This window comes from Bartonella capreoli (genome assembly GCF_902813205.1).
GTDB classification, from domain to species: domain Bacteria; phylum Pseudomonadota; class Alphaproteobacteria; order Rhizobiales; family Rhizobiaceae; genus Bartonella; species Bartonella schoenbuchensis.
In genome coordinates, this window is record NZ_CADDZX010000001.1 from 217225 (window position 1) to 234731 (window position 17507).

Genomic DNA, 17507 nt, shown 5'->3' on the forward strand with positions numbered 1-17507 from the left:
AGAATTTTTGTCGATTTCTGTCAATATCTTACGTACGCTATTTTTTCATAATAGCTATGAATTATCTTTCTAATATCACTATTAATTTGATGATAAATACGTGCAGCTTGCTCTCAACAACATTGGGAAAACAAAAATAAGACTACCTTGTCAACCAAAAATTAATTCCCACTCTAGCAATAGCTATCATCATCTTTATTAACTTTTCAATTGTTATAGTTGATTTGTAACCCTTGGAAAATTGTTCTCTTTCTCACAATAAGCTGCATAATACCGCATACATATTGAGCTAAAGTGGTATTTTCATTTGGAGTATTAGCATATGGCTTAAAAAACAACTAATGACAACGACAAAGCTGTATAAAATACATTCAACTACTCTATAAAAGCTATGCGTACAATTTTGTAATTGGTTTGACGTATGTAAAGATGCAATTGATTGAAAGCAGCATCTTATTTCTTACAGTTATGATCTTTTAAATTTAATTTGATCTTCTATAGCACATTAAAATAATCAAAGAGAAAACTGATTGCCCAAATAAATTCTGCGGACATCAGCATTATTGATAATATCGTTCGGACAACCATCAATTAACACCTGTCCTTCATGAATAATATAAGCACGATCAACGAGATTTAATGTTTCACGCACATTATGATCGGTTATCAAAACACCGATACCACGTTGAGTTAAATGATGAACGAGTCTTTGGATATCAGAAATAGCAATAGGATCAATTCCTGCAAATGGCTCATCAAGCAACATAAAATTGGGGCGTGAAGCTAAAGCACGTGCGATTTCAAGTCGCCGTCGTTCACCCCCAGATAAAGAAATAGCTGGTGTTTTGCGCAAATGATCAATTTTGAATTCACATAAAAGTGCATCCAATTCTTCACGACGTTTAAAGCGATCTTTTTCGATCACTTCCAAAACAGCTTTAATATTATTTTCTACTGAAAGACCGCGAAAAATAGATGCTTCTTGTGGTAAATATCCAATACCCAAACGCGCACGTTGATACATCGGCATATGGGTGACATTAAACCCATTAATTTCAATTGTCCCCCCATCGGCTTCAACTAAACCTGTAACCATATAAAAACAAGTAGTTTTACCAGCACCATTAGGGCCTAAAATACCTACAGCCTCACCGGTGCAGACATTAAAAGAAACATCCTTAACAACCTGCCTTCCTCGATAAGCTTTAACTAAATGACGCGCAACTAAAGTTCCTTTTAAAGGTTGTTTTAAAGCCTCACTTGCAAGATCATATCTCGTTGTTTGTTTTGTTTTTTTGATTTTAAGCATAAAATCTTAATAGCTATTTTTGACTTGATTTTAAAATGATTGAAGCACGATTCTTTTTCTCAAACGCCTGACAACCTTCGAGAAAAGCTTTTCCGCTTTCCATATGTACTGTCAACTTGCACCCTGTCGCAACATTATTATTATCTTTCAAGACAACTTTATTACCTGTCAAAATCATCCTATTTGATTGTCTATCAAAAATACCTTTATCACCGGTAGCAATTTGCGTGGCTATTTTAATATAAACCTTTCCCAACGCTTCCATTTTCTTAATACCTGTTACATCAAAACCAACAGGCGATGTTGACTCTATGTTTTTCTTATTTTCATCAATTGTTTTATGTGTTTTATCATAATAAACAATTAATTGTGATGTTTGCATTAGCCGCTCACCTTGAACAATTGAAACATTGCCACTAAAAACAGCAATTTCCTCTTTATCGCGTATTTCTAAGGAATCTGCATGCAATTCTATGGGCTCTTTACTATTTGATAAATTAATCCCGAAATGAGCTTCCTCAGCATGTCCCCAAGCCATTGTCAATCCTAATGTTCCCAAGATTAAAGCCAAATATAAACCCATTTGTTTTTTATATGATGTTCTTGGCTGCACTTAAATTACCCTCAATTTTCCCATTTGTTTATGTACAGATTTATCTCTCATAAACATCATTTAAAGATTCGTGTTGGTTTCAATTTACTGTTTGTCGATCACTAAATGCACATCACCCTGAAAATATATCTTTTGCCCTTTTTCATGAATTTGCAAAGTATTTGCTTTAAGAGATAAGCCTGTACGTTTAATATGTACACATTGATCGGTTTTCAATTGGCTTTCAGATAAATCGATATCAGCAGCTATGAACTGTGCGACCATATTGTCCTGTGTTTTGACTGTAAACGGCTTATCTAATTTTAAATGATTATTAATATGATCATAAGTCCCACTTTGTGCCTGGAGAAAAGCTGTCCCCAATTTGCCTGAAGGTATCTCAGCTGTAATACCTTGTAATCCAACCACCTCAGAATGTAGAGAATCTTGAAAAGCTTCTTGCGCTTCAAGCCAATAAAGCTTGTGAGAACTTGTATAGCTTTCTAATCTTGGATTAACCATTATCAATTTTACTATCTCATCATCTTCATTCTTTAAAACCACACTACCAGAGGAAGCAGAAAGAGAAAAAAATATAAACCAAGAAAAAACCAGCACTATAATCAATGCCACGAGAGGTAAAAAGACTTTTAATAAACGGATTCGACACGAATGATGATATGCCTTCTTAAAAATATCATCAGAAGACGATTTTATTGAAAAATCTTCACGGTAATTGTGCATAGTCATATTTGTTTTATCTCTCAAATACTCTACTTTTTTCGATCTGTAGCATCTCTTAATATGTATTTTTAAATTTTGCTTCTTGCAATCTGACTGCTCTTGGTTTTATTCTGTTTTTATTAATCTATATGCGTAACGTGCGCATATGGAATGTATAATTGGTAAAATATAATCTTTTTTGTGTAAATAGAGAGGCTATTTTGATCAAATCAGAGCTCATACAAATTATTGCTCGTTATAACCCACATCTTCTTCAGCGTGATGTAGAAAATATTGTAAATGCTATTTTTGAAGAAATTTCAACAGCACTCATTAATGGCGACCGTATTGAACTTCGTGGTTTTGGAGCTTTTGCTGTTAAAAGTCGTTCAGCGCGTAATGGTCGTAATCCACGAACAGGTGAAACCGTCGTCGTTGAAAAAAAATGGGTTCCTTTCTTCAAAACAGGTAAAGATTTGCGGGATCGATTGAATAAATGAGTAAACTCATGACAACCAAACGTATTCTTTTGGCAATTATTTTGGTGCCTTTTACAATTTTTTTGATTGCTTTTACTATAGCTAATCGTCAAATTGTTACTTTAACGCTTGATCCTTTTCGAACTAATCCTGAAAATTTTACTTATCAAGCTCCCTTTTTCGTTTGGCTTTTTATTTTTCTTGCTCTTGGTATTTTGTTGAGTAGCGCAGTGCATTGGCTTATACAACGTCAATATCGTAAAGCTCTTAAAAAAAGTAAAGCAGAGCTTGAGAAATTAAAGACGTCGATTGCTAAAAACCTTAATATAACGACGCCTTAATGAATTTCACCCTTATTGTGTTTGACAATGAATCTTAAAGGTATTCTTGCTTTTTTTATAATGTTTAATTAATTTCAAATTTTCACATTATTCTAGAAATTCAATAGTCTTTCATAATAAACCTTCTTGCAAAGAAAGTACTATGACACCAAATATGTCTGCAAAATGCTTTCAAACACATTTCAATGGTGTGTACCCGCAAGAAAAAATACCTCTTGTTTTAGAAACAAGTCCCAGTGCAGACTATGCCTTAATTGACTCTGGCAATGGACGAAAATTAGAACGTTACGGCTCTTACCGCATTATCCGACCAGAAGGTCAAGCATTATGGAAACCCGCTCTACCACAAGAAAATTGGACCGATGTTGATGCCATTTTCAAAGGTAATCGAGATGAGGAGGGTATTGGTCGCTGGCATTTTCCAAAAAAACAACTTGATGAAACATGGCCTCTTTTTTGGAATGGTTTGCCTTTTTGGGGACGTTTTACTTCTTTTCGTCATGTCGGTGTTTTTCCCGAACAAGATGCTCATTGGCGTTTGATGGAAGAACAAATCATTAAAGCCAAGCGCCCTATCAAATTGCTCAATCTTTTTGGTTACACAGGCGTTGCTTCTTTGATTGGTGCACGTGCAGGTGCAACTGTTACCCATGTTGATGCTTCTAAAAAAGCCATCACTTGGGCAAAAGCTAATCAGGAAAAAGCGGGCTTATCAGATCGTTCCATTCGTTGGATTTGTGACGATGCTGTAAAATTCGTTGAACGCGAATTACGTCGTAAAAAAACCTACGACATAATTCTTCTTGATCCTCCTGCTTATGGACGTGGACCTCATGGTGAGGTTTGGCAATTATTTGACCATTTACCAGAAATGATTAAAAATTGTCGCAACCTTTTATCTGATAAACCATTATCCATCGTGCTTACAGCCTATACTATTCGTGCTTCTTTTTATGCACTTCATACTTTAATGCGTGATGAATTGATAAATCTTGGTGGTATAATTGAATCAGGAGAACTAATTTTGCGTGAAGAAACTGCTGGACGTGCTCTTTCTACTTCTCTCTTTAGCCGTTGGATTGCTTGAACATGGATACACAAAAAACAGGTCAAGTTAAAGAAATCACCTCTCTTAGCAACCCTATTATTAAAAGCCTTAAAGCACTCAATCAAAAGAAGAACCGTAATAGAGATGGAGTCTTCATGGCAGAAGGACTTAAACTGGTGATTGATGCTTTAAACCTTGGCTGGGCAATTCAAACACTTATTTTATCTAAAAATAAAGTTGGTAACACTGTTATTGAAAATATAGCTGCACGTACTGTAGCTCATGGTGGTTTTGTCATTAAAGCTTCACAAAAAGTTATGGAATCTATTACCCGGCGTGATAATCCGCAAACAGTTGTTGGCATTTTTAAACAACAGTGGCACCCTATTGAAATGATAAAGGGACTAACTCAAGATGTCTATATTGCACTTGATCGCGTACGTGATCCTGGAAATCTTGGTACCATCATCCGCACTGCAGATGCAGTGGGAGCAAAAGGGGTTATGTTGATTGGCGAAACGACAGATCCTTTTTCACCTGAAACAGTACGCGCAACAATGGGATCAATTTTTTCCGTACCACTCTACCGTTTTAGTGAAAGCGCCTTTTTGAATTGGTCTACACACTTTAAAGGCATCATTATTGGAACACATCTCAAAACATCTGTTGATTATCGTAGTGTTGATCTTAAAAAAGGTCCTATTATACTTTTAATGGGAAATGAACAACAAGGTTTACCAGATGTCCTCGCTGATCGCTGTGATCAACTGGTGCGCATTCCGCAAAATGGACGTGCCGATTCGCTTAATTTGGCTATAGCTACAGCTGTTATGCTTTATGAAATTCGCCGTCCTTATTTAACACTTGAACCCACGATTTAACACTTGAACTTATGTGAGGTCAAAATATGACACACAAATCATTATCCTTCCTTTTTTCTGGTTTGTTTATTACAGTTTTACTTGATCAAGCGATAAAATTTTGGGTTATACAGACTATACCTTTAGAAACAAAAATTCCGCTTCTTCCTTTTATTTCGCTTTACCACGTACGCAACTCTGGTATTGCGTTTTCATTTCTTTCTTCCTTTTCCCATTGGGGAATCATTGCTTTTACGCTCATCATTATTATTTTCCTTTTATGGTTTTGGAAAAATATCGAGCGTGATAAAATTTTAACACACTTTGGTATTGTCTTGATCCTTGGTGGAGCAATTGGAAATCTTATTGATCGTGTTCGTTTCCATTATGTTACTGATTATATATCATTCCACATTGATGGCATCTTTTCTTTTGCTATTTTCAATCTCGCTGATACTTTCATAACACTTGGATCCATTGCCGTGTTAATTGATGAATTCCGTATTCTTGCTTCGAAAAAAAAGCTATCTCAATAATAATACTTCCGAGAAATAATATACTACTTCATTATTTATGAAGCTATTTCTGCTATAAATATAACCTCTTATTTTATCTACTGATAAGGTTAACCCACAACGTATTTACATTCTATCTGCTACTGTTTTTTCTTTACAGAGCTTAGTAAAATTGTAATCCTAATTTACAATAGAAAAATTCGATACTCACTCTTTAGTTCGCGATATTATTAAAGCTTCTTCCAGCTTTGTGTAGTATTTTAATGTATAATAAAGCCGTTGTTAGAAAACTAACACCGGATTAATAACTACGGATTTAAGCTAATAGAAAAAAATGCCTTTAGGTTAAAATCTAACATCTCATAGGATGTTCTTTATTGCCATCAAATGAACAGTATAATATCGGAGATATTAGTAAAGCAGATTTTGTTACTGTTTAGATTATTCTGATTTGTTTTTGCAAAATTGACGATATAAAAATAGTGCCTCTTTTGGCTATTGAAGTACTGACAACCAAAATTTGGCTTGGATAGTACTTCAGTTATGAATTATTGTTAATCACCCAAAATAGAAAAATCTTTAGTATTCATAAAAAAATAAAGTGCTTAATTAAGTTTTTGAAATTATGCGCATTAATAAATATTACTGAATATAGCTAATTCTTTTCAAATTTATTTAAGCAAAATTGTTCATTCAAACTACTGATAAAATAGATTCCTAATCTTTTAAAATATCCTTGAAATAATTAAATATTTCCAGTTAAGATGTGCTCTTTCATTACGAATTTGTAAGTTTTCCTTTCAATAAAAGTCTCTTGTAATTTTTAAATAAATCTCCATAATAGAAAAGGCGTATGCTGGAATTTTACCAGCAACGTTTAGGGTCGTTTATATGAGCTTAATAATGGCTTATGTAACGTTATTAAAAGGAATTTTTACCTTTTAATCCTAACTCGTGACGGAACATATGCTAAAGGACTTTTTATTATGGCTGATTTCAAAAATTTACGTTCGGCGTCTGTTTCTCATGCCGATGCATCAATCGACCAAGGATTGCGCAGTTATATGCTGGGCGTCTATAACACAATGGCCATTGGTTTACTTATTACAGCTTCTGCTGCTTATATAATTGCATCATTGGCCACAACAGCAGATATAAATCAAGCAGTTGCACAAATTAATGGTAGCGTTTACTTAACATCATTTGGAGTGACATTTTATACGTCACCTTTGTCTTATGTTATTATGTTTTCGCCGCTTGTTGCTGTATTGTTTCTTAGTTTTAAAATCAATACGCTTAGTACCAATGCTGCTCGTAGTCTCTTTTTTGGTTATGCAGCGCTCGTTGGCCTTTCATTGTCGTCAATTATTTTGCGTTACACACCTGAAAGTATTGTGCAGACTTTTGTTATCACTTCTGCAGCTTTTGGCTCTCTTTCGCTTTATGGTTACACTACAAAACGTGATCTTACAGCGATGGGATCATTCTTATTTATGGGGTTGATTGGCCTATTACTTGCTATGGTCGTTAATATTTTTCTGGGATCAAGCGCCTTACAATTTGCTATTTCAGTAATTGGTGTTCTCGTTTTTGCGGGTTTAACAGCTTATAATACACAGACTATCAAATTAATGTATTATGAAGGTGATGCAGATGACACGCGTGGTCGTAAAATTATTATGGGTGCGTTAAATCTCTATCTTGATTTCATTAATATGTTTGTTTTCTTGTTGCAATTTTTGGGTTCAAATCGCAATTAACTATACAGTTATTGTTTTATTGAAAAGCCTTGTTTCATTCAAGAAACAGGGCTTTTTTGTTTTTAACATAAGCGCGTATTTTCTAATCTTTTAGCATTATATTTACGTGTACTGAACAACTAACTCAAACATAAAATGATAAAGAAGCCTCATAAACAAAAATTTCGCTGGCCTACTGCATTTATCCAGCAAAAGCTTCATAAACCCCTCTTAAGTGTTATTCGTAATCGTTCTGGTTACCGACCAAATACTATTAATTATGATAACGATTATGATCTTGTTGTTGCTTCTTATAATGTTCATAAATGCGTAGGTGTTGATAAAGTTTTTAACCCTACTCGCATTGTACGTGTTATTGCAGAATTACAAGCTGATATTCTCGCACTCCAAGAAGCGGATAAACGTTTTGGTGAACGCATTGGTTTGATTGATCTTAAATTGTTAAAAGCTGAAACAAATTTGATTCCTGTGCCTTTAAATACCATGTCACCCAATGGCCACGGTTGGCATGGTAATGCTCTTTTTGTGCGTCAAGGGAAGGTACATGATATTTTACAAATCTCCCTACCTGGTATTGAACCACGAGGTGCTATAATGGCAGAATTAGAAATGGAGACAGGTTTTATTCGCATTATTGCAGCTCATTTTGGCTTGTTACGCCATTCTCGCAATCAGCAAGTAAAAATGCTTCTTGCACTTTTGCAAAAACGTTCTTTTATGCCCACATTACTTATTGGTGATTTTAATGAATGGCGAGTAGGGAAAAAATCGTCATTAAATCATTTTTTTCCTTATTTTGATATTACACGAGGAACTGTACCAAGTTTTCCTTCTCGCTTTCCTTTTCTAGCTCTTGATAGAATTTTTGCTTTTCCTCCCCATTTGGTAACAAAAATTGAAAGTCATTATTCCCCACTAGCACGTGTTGCATCAGATCACTTACCAATTAAAGCTCACCTTAATCTTGCCAATGTAATGACGACATTTAAAGATCAAATAAGCGAGAAAAACTAATGTGCCTCATTCCAGTTTTGAGCAGCAGCGACTTTTACTTTAAGAGGGACAGACAAAGATAATGCAGGCATTGCAGCATTTTCCATTACCTTTGTAACAAGGACTTTTGTTTTTTCACTTTCAGTTTCTGGTACTTCAAAAATCAGTTCGTCGTGAACTTGTAGTAGCATTTTTGCTGACAGTCTTTCTTTTTTCAAAGCACCTTCCATCTGGATCATAGCACGGCGAATGATATCTGCAGCTGATCCTTGAATTGGTGCGTTGATAGCAGCTCTTTCATTGAAAGTGCGGATTTGGGAATTAGTCGCTTTTATTTCAGGGTAATAAATACGACGTCCAAAAATTGTTTCCACATAACCATGTTGGCGTGCAAATGATTTAGTCGTTTCCATATAATCTTTAATTCCTGGAAACCTTTCAAAATAAATATCAATATAGCGACTTGCCTCATTTCGTGAAATACTTAATTGGTTTGCCAATCCAAAAGCTGAAATACCATAAATAATACCAAAATTAATCGCCTTTGCACGTCGGCGTATATCTGAGGGCATTCCTTCTACTGCAACTCCAAATATTTGCGATGCGGTTATAGCATGAATATCTTGATCTTGCGCAAACGCTTCTTTCAATGCAGTGATATTGGCGATATGTGCAAGAATGCGCAATTCAATCTGACTATAGTCGGCCGATAATAGTACACATTCCTTTGGAGCAATAAAGGCTGTTCGAATTTTGCGCCCTTCTGGCGTTCGTATTGGAATATTTTGCAGATTGGGCTCTGATGAAGATAATCGCCCTGTTGATGTCGTTGCTAAAGAATAATTAGTGTGAACACGCCCTGTCTCAGGCAAAATGTAATAAGGTAAAGCATCTGTATAAGTGGATTTTAATTTTGTAAGTTGGCGCCAATCAACGATTTTATGTGGTAAAGTGTGACCTTCAGCGGCTAATTCTTCTAAAATTTGTGCAGAGGTTGACCACTGACCATTTTTGGTCTTAACGCCCCCAGGTAAACCCATTTTACCAAAAAGAATATCACTTAATTGTTTTGGTGAGGCAATATTAAATCGTTCACCAACCAATTGGTAAATTTCCTCTTCTAAAGAAAGAGCAGCCTGCGCTAACTCACATGAAAGACGTAAAAGAATTTGCCTATCAACCAGAATTCCTCGTTCTTCCATTTTTGCGAGAACTTCTATCAGTGGTCGATCAAGACGCTCATAAATTTTAGTCATGCCTTGTGCAACAAGTTGTGGCTTTAAAACTTGCCATAACCGTAGCGTTATATCGGCGCCTTCTGCTGCATAAAAGGTTGCCTGTTTTAAATCTACTTGTGCAAAAGAAGTAATTTTCTTTCCGTTATGCGTTAAATCTTTGTAAGCAATTGGTTTATGCTTAAGCCATCGTTCAGATAAAATATCCCTATCATGAGTCGAAGTTCCAGCATCTAAAGCATATGATATGAGCATTATGTCATCAAAAGGTTGTGTCACAATGGCGTATTGTTTCATAATCAACCAATTATATTTCATATTATAGCCAATTTTTAATACAGCTTGATCTTCTAATATTGGTTTTAAAAGCGCTAAAACCTTTTGTGTTTCAATTTGTGTGACTACACGCCCACCTCCTAAAAGGTCGCATCCTCCTTCAGTGTGTTCTAGTGGTATATAAACTGCTTTTTCTGGCTGTAATGCCAACGAAAAACCAATAATTTTCGCTTGTATAGGGTCTAATGAGGTTGTTTCTATGTTAAAAGCAAAATAACCTTGCTCTTGTGCTTCTAGTAACCATTCTCTTAAGATTTTCTCATCAAGGATGGTTTCATAAGAATCTCCTATATTTTTTTGTACAAGAGCCTGATCTTTACGTTTTTGTGCCAAAGTCTGTGGTGAATCTTTACAAAAATCATGGGTTAATAATGAACCAACTTTCTCACTATCCAAGTCAGGCCCATGAATAATAGTTTGGGTCCACTCAGTATCTACATCAAGTGCATCAATAACCTCTGCATCACATGCTGTTGCTTCTGCTACACGACGGGTTAACGTTGTAAATTCCATAGCTTTTAAAAAAGCAATTAAACGCGGGCCATCTTGTGGTTCTAAAATGAAATTATCTAAATTATTGTCTATAGGTACATCTGTTTTAAGCTTTACCAATTCACGAGAAATCTTTGTTTGCTCTTTATAAGCTTGAATATTTTCACGCCGTTTTACTTGTTTGATTTCTTCTGCGTGTTGCAATAAGAGATCGAGAGTACCAAATTGATTTAATAATTGTGCTGCAATCTTTGGACCAATACCTGGAACACCTGGAATATTGTCTGTGGTATCTCCAACTAAAGCTTGCAAATCAATCATTTTTTCAGGCGTTACACCCCATTTTTCTATGACTTCAGAAACACCAATATGTTTATCTTTCATTCCATCATATAAAGATACATGCGTATTTACCAACTGCATTAAATCTTTATCTGAGGAAATAATTGTTGTTTTTGCTCCCGCTTGAGTTGCCAATTGCGCATAGGTCGCAATTAAGTCATCTGCTTCAAATCCTTCTTTTTCGATGCAAGGCAAATTAAAAGCTTTTGTAGCTTGTCGTATCAAAGCAAATTGAGGAATAAGATCTTCAGGAGGAGCTGCACGATTAGCTTTATATTGAGGATAAATTTTTTTACGAAACGTATCAGATGAATAATCAAAAATAACAGCAAAATGGGTTGGCACAATACCAACAGCTGTATTGCGAGCATCACAAAGTAATTTCCATAACATGTTGCAAAAACCGGCTACAGCCCCTACAGGAAGCCCATCTCTTTTGCGTTTTAAGGGTGGTAAAGCGTGATAAGCACGAAAAATATAACCTGATCCATCAACTAAAAATAAGTGATCTTTTGTTTCCATGATAATTTCATTTCTTCATTTTAGCGCAAAATAAATTTATTTTTATATTTTTTTCGATCTCATTTCAAAATTTATAGAGTTGCCTCTGAAAAGCCATTTTTTTGTTTTTATAAGATATAAAGCCGTTGCGTTTTATAGTCAGTACCGAGAGCTTTTCTTTGTTATTATAGGATATGATAGCTTTCATTTTACTCCTTCTATGATAGCTGAGGTACAACGTAGCGGTAAGGTCGTTGTGGTGTTCCCCTCCCCACAACGGCCGTATTTTTAAGAATTATATTATCCAATCCAAATTTTTAATAATTTTTTCAAAGAAACTTAAATTCTTATTGAAAAATTCTAAAGTTATTCCACAAAGCCTTATCGCCCATTTTTTTAACTAAATCAGCGTGCATATCTTTTTCTTGTGTGCTCAACCTTGAAGGTAAAGCGTGGGGACGAGTTTTAACTGTATGGGGAATATTCTTGCCATTTTGAACATTTTCATCAAGGTCACTATTGTTATCAAAACTAAGTACACCCTGTTTTCCACCAATTAACTCAATATAAACATCAGCAAGAATCTCTGCATCAAGTAGAGCACCATGAAGAACACGATTACTATTATCAATCCCAAAACGTTTACATAAAACATCAAGAGAATTAGGTCCCATAGGGAATTTTTGCCGTGCTATAGCTAGTGTATCAATGACATTATCAACACTGATAAGCGGTTTATTGATCCGCCCTAATTCCGCATTAAGAAAGCTTATGTCAAAACTTGCATTATGAGCAACCATTGTTGCACCATCAATAAATTCTAGAAACTCATCAGCAATATCTTCGAATTTCTTTTCATTTTTTAAACGTTCATTGGTCAATCCATGAATCGCTACAACTTCGTCAGGGATAATAACTCCTTGCGGATTTAAATAAACATGGAATTGGCGTTTCGTAAGATAACGATCAACCATCTCTACACAGCCAATTTCAATAATACGATCGCTGTCTTTATCTAAACCCGTTGTCTCGGTATCAAAAATAATTTCACGCATTTCTTTAATTCTTTAAAGATACATCCTTTAGTAAACTCTTTATTATACGAAAAACTTGTTGACGTGTATTATCTAAACTTTTTCCCGTATCAATGACAAAATCCGCACGTTCTTTCTTTTTTTCATCGGATATTTGTTTGGCACTGATCGCTGCAAATTTTTCCTCACTCATATTTGAACGATTCATTACACGCTTCTTTTGTATTGCTGATGGTGCAGATACAACAATTACACTATCTACTCGATTTTCACTGTTTGTTTCAAAAAGAAGCGGAATATCAAGAACTATTAGTTTTTTTCCCTGTTGGCGTGCTCTATTAACAAATTCTTCCTCTTTTTTCCAAACTAAAGGATGAATTATTTTTTCTAAAGTTTGTAGTTTTTCGTGATTATTTATCAAAACTTTAGAAAGTTTTAAACGATTAACTTGACCATTTTCAACAACACCTGGAAAAATACGTATAATAAGTGATAAAACCGGCTCACTACAATAAAGTTGGTGCACTACTTCATCAGCACTAAAAACAGGAACACCTGCTTGTTCAAAAAAACGAGCAGTTGTTGATTTGCCCATGGCAATTGATCCGGTCAATCCTATAATTTTCATATTTTATTTTCACTTATATCCTCTACAATCGCTGTTCGCAATGCTTTTGTTACAAGCGGTCTTGTTCCAAACCATCGTTCAAAACCAGGTACAGCCTGATGTAAAAGCATACCAAGTCCATCAACTGTTTTCAAACCATGAGCTTTTGCTTGTTGCAAAAAAGGGGTCATCAATGGAGTGTAAACAACATCTGTTACCAATGCTGTTGGTTTTACTTTATGAAAATCAAAAAAAACACTCTTTTGTTTTTTATGATTTGTCATACCTACAGAAGTTGCATTAACAATGAGATCAACTTGATAAAATATTTTGTAAATATTATGCCAGTCATAGACCTCAACAGGTTTTCCAAAATACTCAGCCAAATCATCTGCATGTTGTCTTGTACGATTAAGCAAAAAAATACGTTCAAATCCACGTTTTTTCAAAATATATAAAACAGCGCGTGCAGCACCTCCTGCACCAAAAACAAGTGCTGTTTCTTTAACCCAATCAGGAGTAAACTCATCAAGATTAGCACTAAAACCATATGCATCAGTGTTTGTGGCACAAAGTTTTTGCCCTTCAAACCATAATGTATTAACAGCACCAATAGCCGTTGCTACCTCATCTTTATAAGTTGCTAAATGAAAAGCCTCCTGTTTATGGGGTAAGGTAACATTGCCTCCACAAAACCCCTTTTTTTGTGAAGATATAAGAAAACTCTTAAATTCTTCGGTTTTTACCTCTTTTGCAAGGTACTCACCTTGTAAACCATATTGTTTGAGCCAAAAATTGTGAATCTTTGGTGATTTTGAATGATGAATAGGATAACCAGCAATAAAAGTACACGGATACTCTTTTTTTTTGCAATTTATTGCAAAATTAACCATCAATAACTCCCAAATGACGCAATTTAGCCAACAAAGGTAATAATGGTAAACCAATGATAGTAAAAAAATCTCCTTCTATTTTATCAAAAAGATGGATTCCTTCTTTTTCAATTTGATATACTCCTACACTTTTTAAAACATCCGTTCCTACACGCATTAGATAACGTTCAATAAATTCTGATGAGAGAGAACGTACCGTCATATGAGCACTAAAAGCTTCAACCCAAATTTCTTGACCATTTTTGACTAAAGCTATTGCACTATGAAGAGAATGTGTTTTTCCTGATAAAGCACTTAATCGTTGATGTGCTTCTTTAATATCTGAAACTTTATGAAAAATCTGGTCCTCCAGATCGAGTATTTGATCACAACCTATAACTAATGCATGAGGAAAACGCTTGGAAACATTTTTTGCTTTTGAACTTGCAAGAAAACAACTCGTTTCTTTAGGAGTTTTAGCTCTTATTTTCTCTTCCACTTTTCGTTCATCAAAAGAAGCTCCTTCAATAGAAAAATTTAAACCAGCTTTGTCTAACAATTGTGCACGGTAAGAGCTAAGAGATGCTAATATTAACATATTTTCATCCATAATTTTTTTCATCCTCTCTCACGAAATTGTGATAAAAGTTTAAATACCGCCGCTGCAGTTTCTTCAATAGAACGTCTTGTTACATCAATAACAGGCCAACCAAAACGTTCATAAATGCGTTTTGTATAAATCAACTCTCTAGCTATGCTGGTGCGATCAGTATAATTTTCAATAGCAAAATCTTCTCCCAAATCTCGATTTTGACGAATATGTGAAATTCTTTCAGCTGAAGCAATTAAACCAACAACTAAAACATTTTTTTCTTCTAAAAGAGTTTGTGGTAAATCAATTCCTGGAATAAGAGGTATGTTAGCAGTTTTTATTCCACGATTTGCTAAATAGATACTTGTTGGTGTTTTAGAAGTTCTTGAAATTCCTACAAGAATTACATCTGCATTTAATATACTATCGGGAGACTGTCCATCGTCGTGGTCTATTGTAAAATTTAATGCTTCAATACGACGAAAATAATCTGCATTAAGACCATGCTGCGCACTAGCACGTAAATTTGTTGGTGTTCCAAGATAAGACTGAAAAGCATTTAAAACAGGATCTAAAATGGCAACACAAGGAGTGCCTATTTTTGCACATACTTTACTGAGAAGTTGTTTCATTTCTTCATCAATAATTGTGTAAAGAACAATACCCGGCTCTTCTTGAATTTCATCAAGAATTTTTTGCAACTGCGTTTTATTACGAATCATCGGATAAAGATGTTCTATTGCCTGATACATCGTGTATTGCGATGCAACAGCTCTTGCAGCAGAGATCAATGTTTCCCCTGTTGCGTCAGAAATCATATACAAATGAAAGCTTTTTTTTTCTTTTTGCATAAAAATTTTAACTTCTTGTTAATAAATGTGTATAGAACTTCACACTTATTCATAAAATAAAAACTTTTAAAAAATATTTTGTTTTTATACACAAACTAGATAACTGTGATAAATAAATTTCTCTTTTAAAAAAGAACGGGCATAATATTTCTAAAGTATTTTTATTATTTACTTTTTTTCTCTCTTCTTTGTGAACAAAACTGAGGATGAACAAGTATAACTAATAATCCACATTAAACACAGATTTTAATAAGAAGAATCCCTTTTTTAAAATATCTTTAAATTTAGATTTTTTTTAAAAAAAATTAGTCATAATAATGAATACTTAAATTACAGTAAAATAAAGTATAAATAATTTTATTTTCTATATAGATAATAATTATTAATTATTATCTATATAGTATAAATACAAATAAATATTATTAAAAAATAAAATAGAAAATATATGTATAATAATAATTAAAAATAAAAATTAATATTATTTAATTTAAAGAAATAAGTTATTTTTTATAGTATTTATTTAATTTCTAAACTTAATCATAATTATTACTTCTACTGTAATTATTATATTAAACATAAATCCAAGCTAACAGAGTAATGCTTGCAGTTTAAAAGAGTTAAGTGTATAATATTTACTTCTTGAATAAGAATGTTTTATTCTTCAAATTCCCCATAAACTCATTGATTTTTTTATTCTTCAAATTCCCCATCCTAATTAAAGAGAATATTTCATGCAAGAAATGAAACTACAAGAGCTCAAAAGTAAAAATCCGGTTGAACTTGTTACTTTTGCTGAAACATTAGAAGTTGAGAATGCTTCATTAATGCGCAAACAAGAATTAATGTTTGCTATTTTGAAAAAACTCGCTTTGCAAGATGTAGAAATTATTGGGGAAGGTGTTGTTGAAGTCTTACAAGATGGGTTTGGATTTTTGCGATCTGCTGATGCTAATTATCTTCCAGGGCCTGACGATATTTATCTTTCTCCTACACAGATTCAGTCTTTTTCATTAAAAACAGGAGATACGGTTGAAGGCCCTATTCGTGGGCCAAAGGAAGGGGAGCGTTATTTTGCTCTTCTTAAGATTAATACAATTAATTTTGAAGATCCTGAAAAAATTCGCTATAAAATTCATTTTGATAATTTAACTCCTCTTTATTCAAATGAACGTTTCCAAATGGAAATGCAAGATTCTACGAATAAGGATATGTCATCACGAGTTGTTGATTTAATATCTCCGTTAGGAAAAGGTCAGCGAGGGTTAATTGTAGCACCTCCTCGAACAGGAAAAACGGTTTTACTACAAAATATTGCTCACTCTATTACAACTAATCACCCTGAATGTTATCTTATTGTTCTTTTAATTGATGAGCGTCCAGAAGAAGTAACAGATATGCAACGTTCTGTAACGGGGGAGGTAATTTCTTCTACCTTTGATGAACCAGCAATACGTCACGTACAAGTAGCTGAAATGGTTATTGAAAAAGCTAAACGTTTAGTTGAATATGGACGTGATGTTGTTATCCTTCTTGATTCTATTACGCGTCTTGGACGTGCGTATAATACAGTTGTTCCCTCATCAGGTAAGGTTTTAACAGGTGGTGTTGATGCAAACGCTTTACAGCGTCCTAAACGTTTTTTTGGTGCAGCACGCAATATTGAAGAAGGTGGGTCTTTAACTATTATCGCAACGGCTTTGATTGATACAGGTAGTCGTATGGATGAAGTTATTTTTGAAGAATTTAAAGGAACAGGTAATTCAGAAATCGTTCTTGATCGTAAAGTTGCTGATAAACGTATTTTCCCAGCTATGGATGTTCTAAAGTCAGGAACACGTAAAGAGGATCTTTTAGTAGCTCGTCAAGATTTACATAAGATTTTTGTACTTCGTCGTATTTTAGCACCTATGAATGTAACAGATGCAATTGAATTTTTAATTGATAAATTGAAACAGACAAAAAATAATAGTGAATTTTTTGATTCAATGAATACTTAGAAACATCATAGTTTTAAAATAGGATTAG

Annotated in this window: 17 protein-coding genes; 8 read left to right on the forward strand and 9 right to left on the reverse strand. The window is 34.2% G+C overall.

Going from position 1 to position 17507, the window contains the following annotated elements:
- Positions 1 to 514: 514 nt before the first annotated feature.
- From lptB to lptC, 3 genes are all read right to left on the reverse strand, one after another.
- The gene (gene lptB, locus J7R05_RS00840; protein WP_078689282.1) at positions 515 to 1309 is read right to left on the reverse strand and encodes an LPS export ABC transporter ATP-binding protein; all 795 of its coding nucleotides are present in this window, start codon (positions 1307 to 1309) and stop codon (positions 515 to 517) included.
- Positions 1310 to 1322: 13 nt separating this feature from the next.
- Complete coding sequence (locus tag J7R05_RS00845; protein ID WP_246468194.1) at positions 1323 to 1892, reverse strand: LptA/OstA family protein; 570 nt, start codon at positions 1890 to 1892, stop codon at positions 1323 to 1325.
- A 114-nt stretch (positions 1893 to 2006) separates the two neighbouring features.
- Positions 2007 to 2651: an LPS export ABC transporter periplasmic protein LptC gene (gene lptC / locus J7R05_RS00850; protein WP_208540783.1), complete on the reverse strand. Its 645-nt coding sequence runs from the start codon at positions 2649 to 2651 to the stop codon at positions 2007 to 2009.
- A 194-nt stretch (positions 2652 to 2845) separates the two neighbouring features.
- Between lptC and ihfB the strand changes: the two genes are divergently transcribed.
- From ihfB to J7R05_RS00885, 7 genes are all read left to right on the forward strand, one after another.
- On the forward strand, positions 2846 to 3124 hold the full coding sequence (gene ihfB / locus J7R05_RS00855) for an integration host factor subunit beta (RefSeq protein ID WP_208540784.1): 279 nt from the start codon (positions 2846 to 2848) through the stop codon (positions 3122 to 3124).
- A gap of 8 nt (positions 3125 to 3132) precedes the next feature.
- Positions 3133 to 3444 carry a LapA family protein gene (locus J7R05_RS00860; RefSeq protein WP_208540785.1) on the forward strand — a complete coding sequence of 104 codons (312 nt, stop codon included), beginning with the start codon at positions 3133 to 3135 and terminating at the stop codon, positions 3442 to 3444.
- A gap of 154 nt (positions 3445 to 3598) precedes the next feature.
- On the forward strand, positions 3599 to 4531 hold the full coding sequence (locus tag J7R05_RS00865) for a class I SAM-dependent methyltransferase (protein WP_208540982.1): 933 nt from the start codon (positions 3599 to 3601) through the stop codon (positions 4529 to 4531).
- Between the two features lie 2 nt (positions 4532 to 4533).
- On the forward strand, positions 4534 to 5373 hold the full coding sequence (locus J7R05_RS00870; protein WP_010703180.1) for a TrmH family RNA methyltransferase: 840 nt from the start codon (positions 4534 to 4536) through the stop codon (positions 5371 to 5373).
- Between the two features lie 26 nt (positions 5374 to 5399).
- Positions 5400 to 5888, forward strand: coding sequence for a signal peptidase II (lspA, locus tag J7R05_RS00875; protein WP_208540786.1), 489 nt, complete (start codon positions 5400 to 5402; stop codon positions 5886 to 5888).
- Positions 5889 to 6853: 965 nt separating this feature from the next.
- On the forward strand, positions 6854 to 7627 hold the full coding sequence (locus J7R05_RS00880; protein ID WP_182479942.1) for a Bax inhibitor-1/YccA family protein: 774 nt from the start codon (positions 6854 to 6856) through the stop codon (positions 7625 to 7627).
- 135 nt (positions 7628 to 7762) lie between these two features.
- Entirely contained in the window at positions 7763 to 8641 is an 879-nt protein-coding gene (locus J7R05_RS00885) for an endonuclease/exonuclease/phosphatase family protein (RefSeq protein WP_208540787.1), read from the forward strand.
- On the opposite strand, the gene polA is transcribed toward J7R05_RS00885, so the two are convergent.
- The 6 genes from polA to J7R05_RS00915 form a co-directional block, all read right to left on the reverse strand.
- Positions 8638 to 11547, reverse strand: a complete 2910-nt coding sequence (polA, locus tag J7R05_RS00890; protein ID WP_208540788.1) for a DNA polymerase I — start codon at positions 11545 to 11547, stop codon at positions 8638 to 8640. The two genes, J7R05_RS00885 and polA, sit on opposite strands and share 4 nt — an antisense overlap.
- A gap of 326 nt (positions 11548 to 11873) precedes the next feature.
- A complete protein-coding gene (gene dnaQ / locus J7R05_RS00895) occupies positions 11874 to 12581 on the reverse strand; it encodes a DNA polymerase III subunit epsilon (protein ID WP_208540789.1) in 708 nt (235 codons plus the stop codon).
- A 4-nt stretch (positions 12582 to 12585) separates the two neighbouring features.
- Complete coding sequence (gene coaE / locus J7R05_RS00900; RefSeq protein ID WP_208540790.1) at positions 12586 to 13188, reverse strand: dephospho-CoA kinase; 603 nt, start codon at positions 13186 to 13188, stop codon at positions 12586 to 12588.
- Positions 13185 to 14060, reverse strand: coding sequence for a shikimate dehydrogenase (locus J7R05_RS00905; RefSeq protein WP_208540791.1), 876 nt, complete (start codon positions 14058 to 14060; stop codon positions 13185 to 13187). Before J7R05_RS00905 ends, coaE begins: the two co-directional genes overlap by 4 nt.
- Positions 14053 to 14649: a Maf family nucleotide pyrophosphatase gene (locus J7R05_RS00910; protein WP_208540983.1), complete on the reverse strand. Its 597-nt coding sequence runs from the start codon at positions 14647 to 14649 to the stop codon at positions 14053 to 14055. The genes J7R05_RS00905 and J7R05_RS00910 overlap by 8 nt, the downstream gene beginning before the upstream one ends.
- Before the next feature lie 8 nt (positions 14650 to 14657).
- Positions 14658 to 15482 (reverse strand): pyruvate, water dikinase regulatory protein, encoded by an 825-nt coding sequence (locus tag J7R05_RS00915; RefSeq protein WP_208540792.1) that lies wholly within the window; start codon positions 15480 to 15482, stop codon positions 14658 to 14660.
- 731 nt (positions 15483 to 16213) lie between these two features.
- On the opposite strand from J7R05_RS00915, the gene rho reads away from it, so the two are divergent.
- Positions 16214 to 17479 (forward strand): transcription termination factor Rho, encoded by a 1266-nt coding sequence (rho, locus tag J7R05_RS00920; RefSeq protein ID WP_208540793.1) that lies wholly within the window; start codon positions 16214 to 16216, stop codon positions 17477 to 17479.
- Positions 17480 to 17507 lie beyond the last annotated feature (28 nt).

Excerpts from the sequence above, each read along its gene's own strand:
- lptB (WP_078689282.1), bottom strand. The coding sequence starts at position 1,309 with ATGCTTAAAATCAAAAAAACAAAACAAACAACGAGATATGATCTTGCA.
- J7R05_RS00845 (WP_246468194.1), bottom strand. The coding sequence starts at position 1,892 with ATGGGTTTATATTTGGCTTTAATCTTGGGAACATTAGGATTGACAATG.
- lptC (WP_208540783.1), bottom strand. The coding sequence starts at position 2,651 with ATGACTATGCACAATTACCGTGAAGATTTTTCAATAAAATCGTCTTCT.
- J7R05_RS00860 (WP_208540785.1), top strand. The coding sequence starts at position 3,133 with ATGACAACCAAACGTATTCTTTTGGCAATTATTTTGGTGCCTTTTACA.
- J7R05_RS00865 (WP_208540982.1), top strand. The coding sequence starts at position 3,599 with ATGTCTGCAAAATGCTTTCAAACACATTTCAATGGTGTGTACCCGCAA.
- J7R05_RS00870 (WP_010703180.1), top strand. The coding sequence starts at position 4,534 with ATGGATACACAAAAAACAGGTCAAGTTAAAGAAATCACCTCTCTTAGC.
- lspA (WP_208540786.1), top strand. The coding sequence starts at position 5,400 with ATGACACACAAATCATTATCCTTCCTTTTTTCTGGTTTGTTTATTACA.
- J7R05_RS00880 (WP_182479942.1), top strand. The coding sequence starts at position 6,854 with ATGGCTGATTTCAAAAATTTACGTTCGGCGTCTGTTTCTCATGCCGAT.
- J7R05_RS00885 (WP_208540787.1), top strand. The coding sequence starts at position 7,763 with ATGATAAAGAAGCCTCATAAACAAAAATTTCGCTGGCCTACTGCATTT.
- polA (WP_208540788.1), bottom strand. The coding sequence starts at position 11,547 with ATGGAAACAAAAGATCACTTATTTTTAGTTGATGGATCAGGTTATATT.
- dnaQ (WP_208540789.1), bottom strand. The coding sequence starts at position 12,581 with ATGCGTGAAATTATTTTTGATACCGAGACAACGGGTTTAGATAAAGAC.
- coaE (WP_208540790.1), bottom strand. The coding sequence starts at position 13,188 with ATGAAAATTATAGGATTGACCGGATCAATTGCCATGGGCAAATCAACA.
- J7R05_RS00905 (WP_208540791.1), bottom strand. The coding sequence starts at position 14,060 with ATGGTTAATTTTGCAATAAATTGCAAAAAAAAAGAGTATCCGTGTACT.
- J7R05_RS00910 (WP_208540983.1), bottom strand. The coding sequence starts at position 14,649 with ATGGATGAAAATATGTTAATATTAGCATCTCTTAGCTCTTACCGTGCA.
- J7R05_RS00915 (WP_208540792.1), bottom strand. The coding sequence starts at position 15,482 with ATGCAAAAAGAAAAAAAAAGCTTTCATTTGTATATGATTTCTGACGCA.
- rho (WP_208540793.1), top strand. The coding sequence starts at position 16,214 with ATGCAAGAAATGAAACTACAAGAGCTCAAAAGTAAAAATCCGGTTGAA.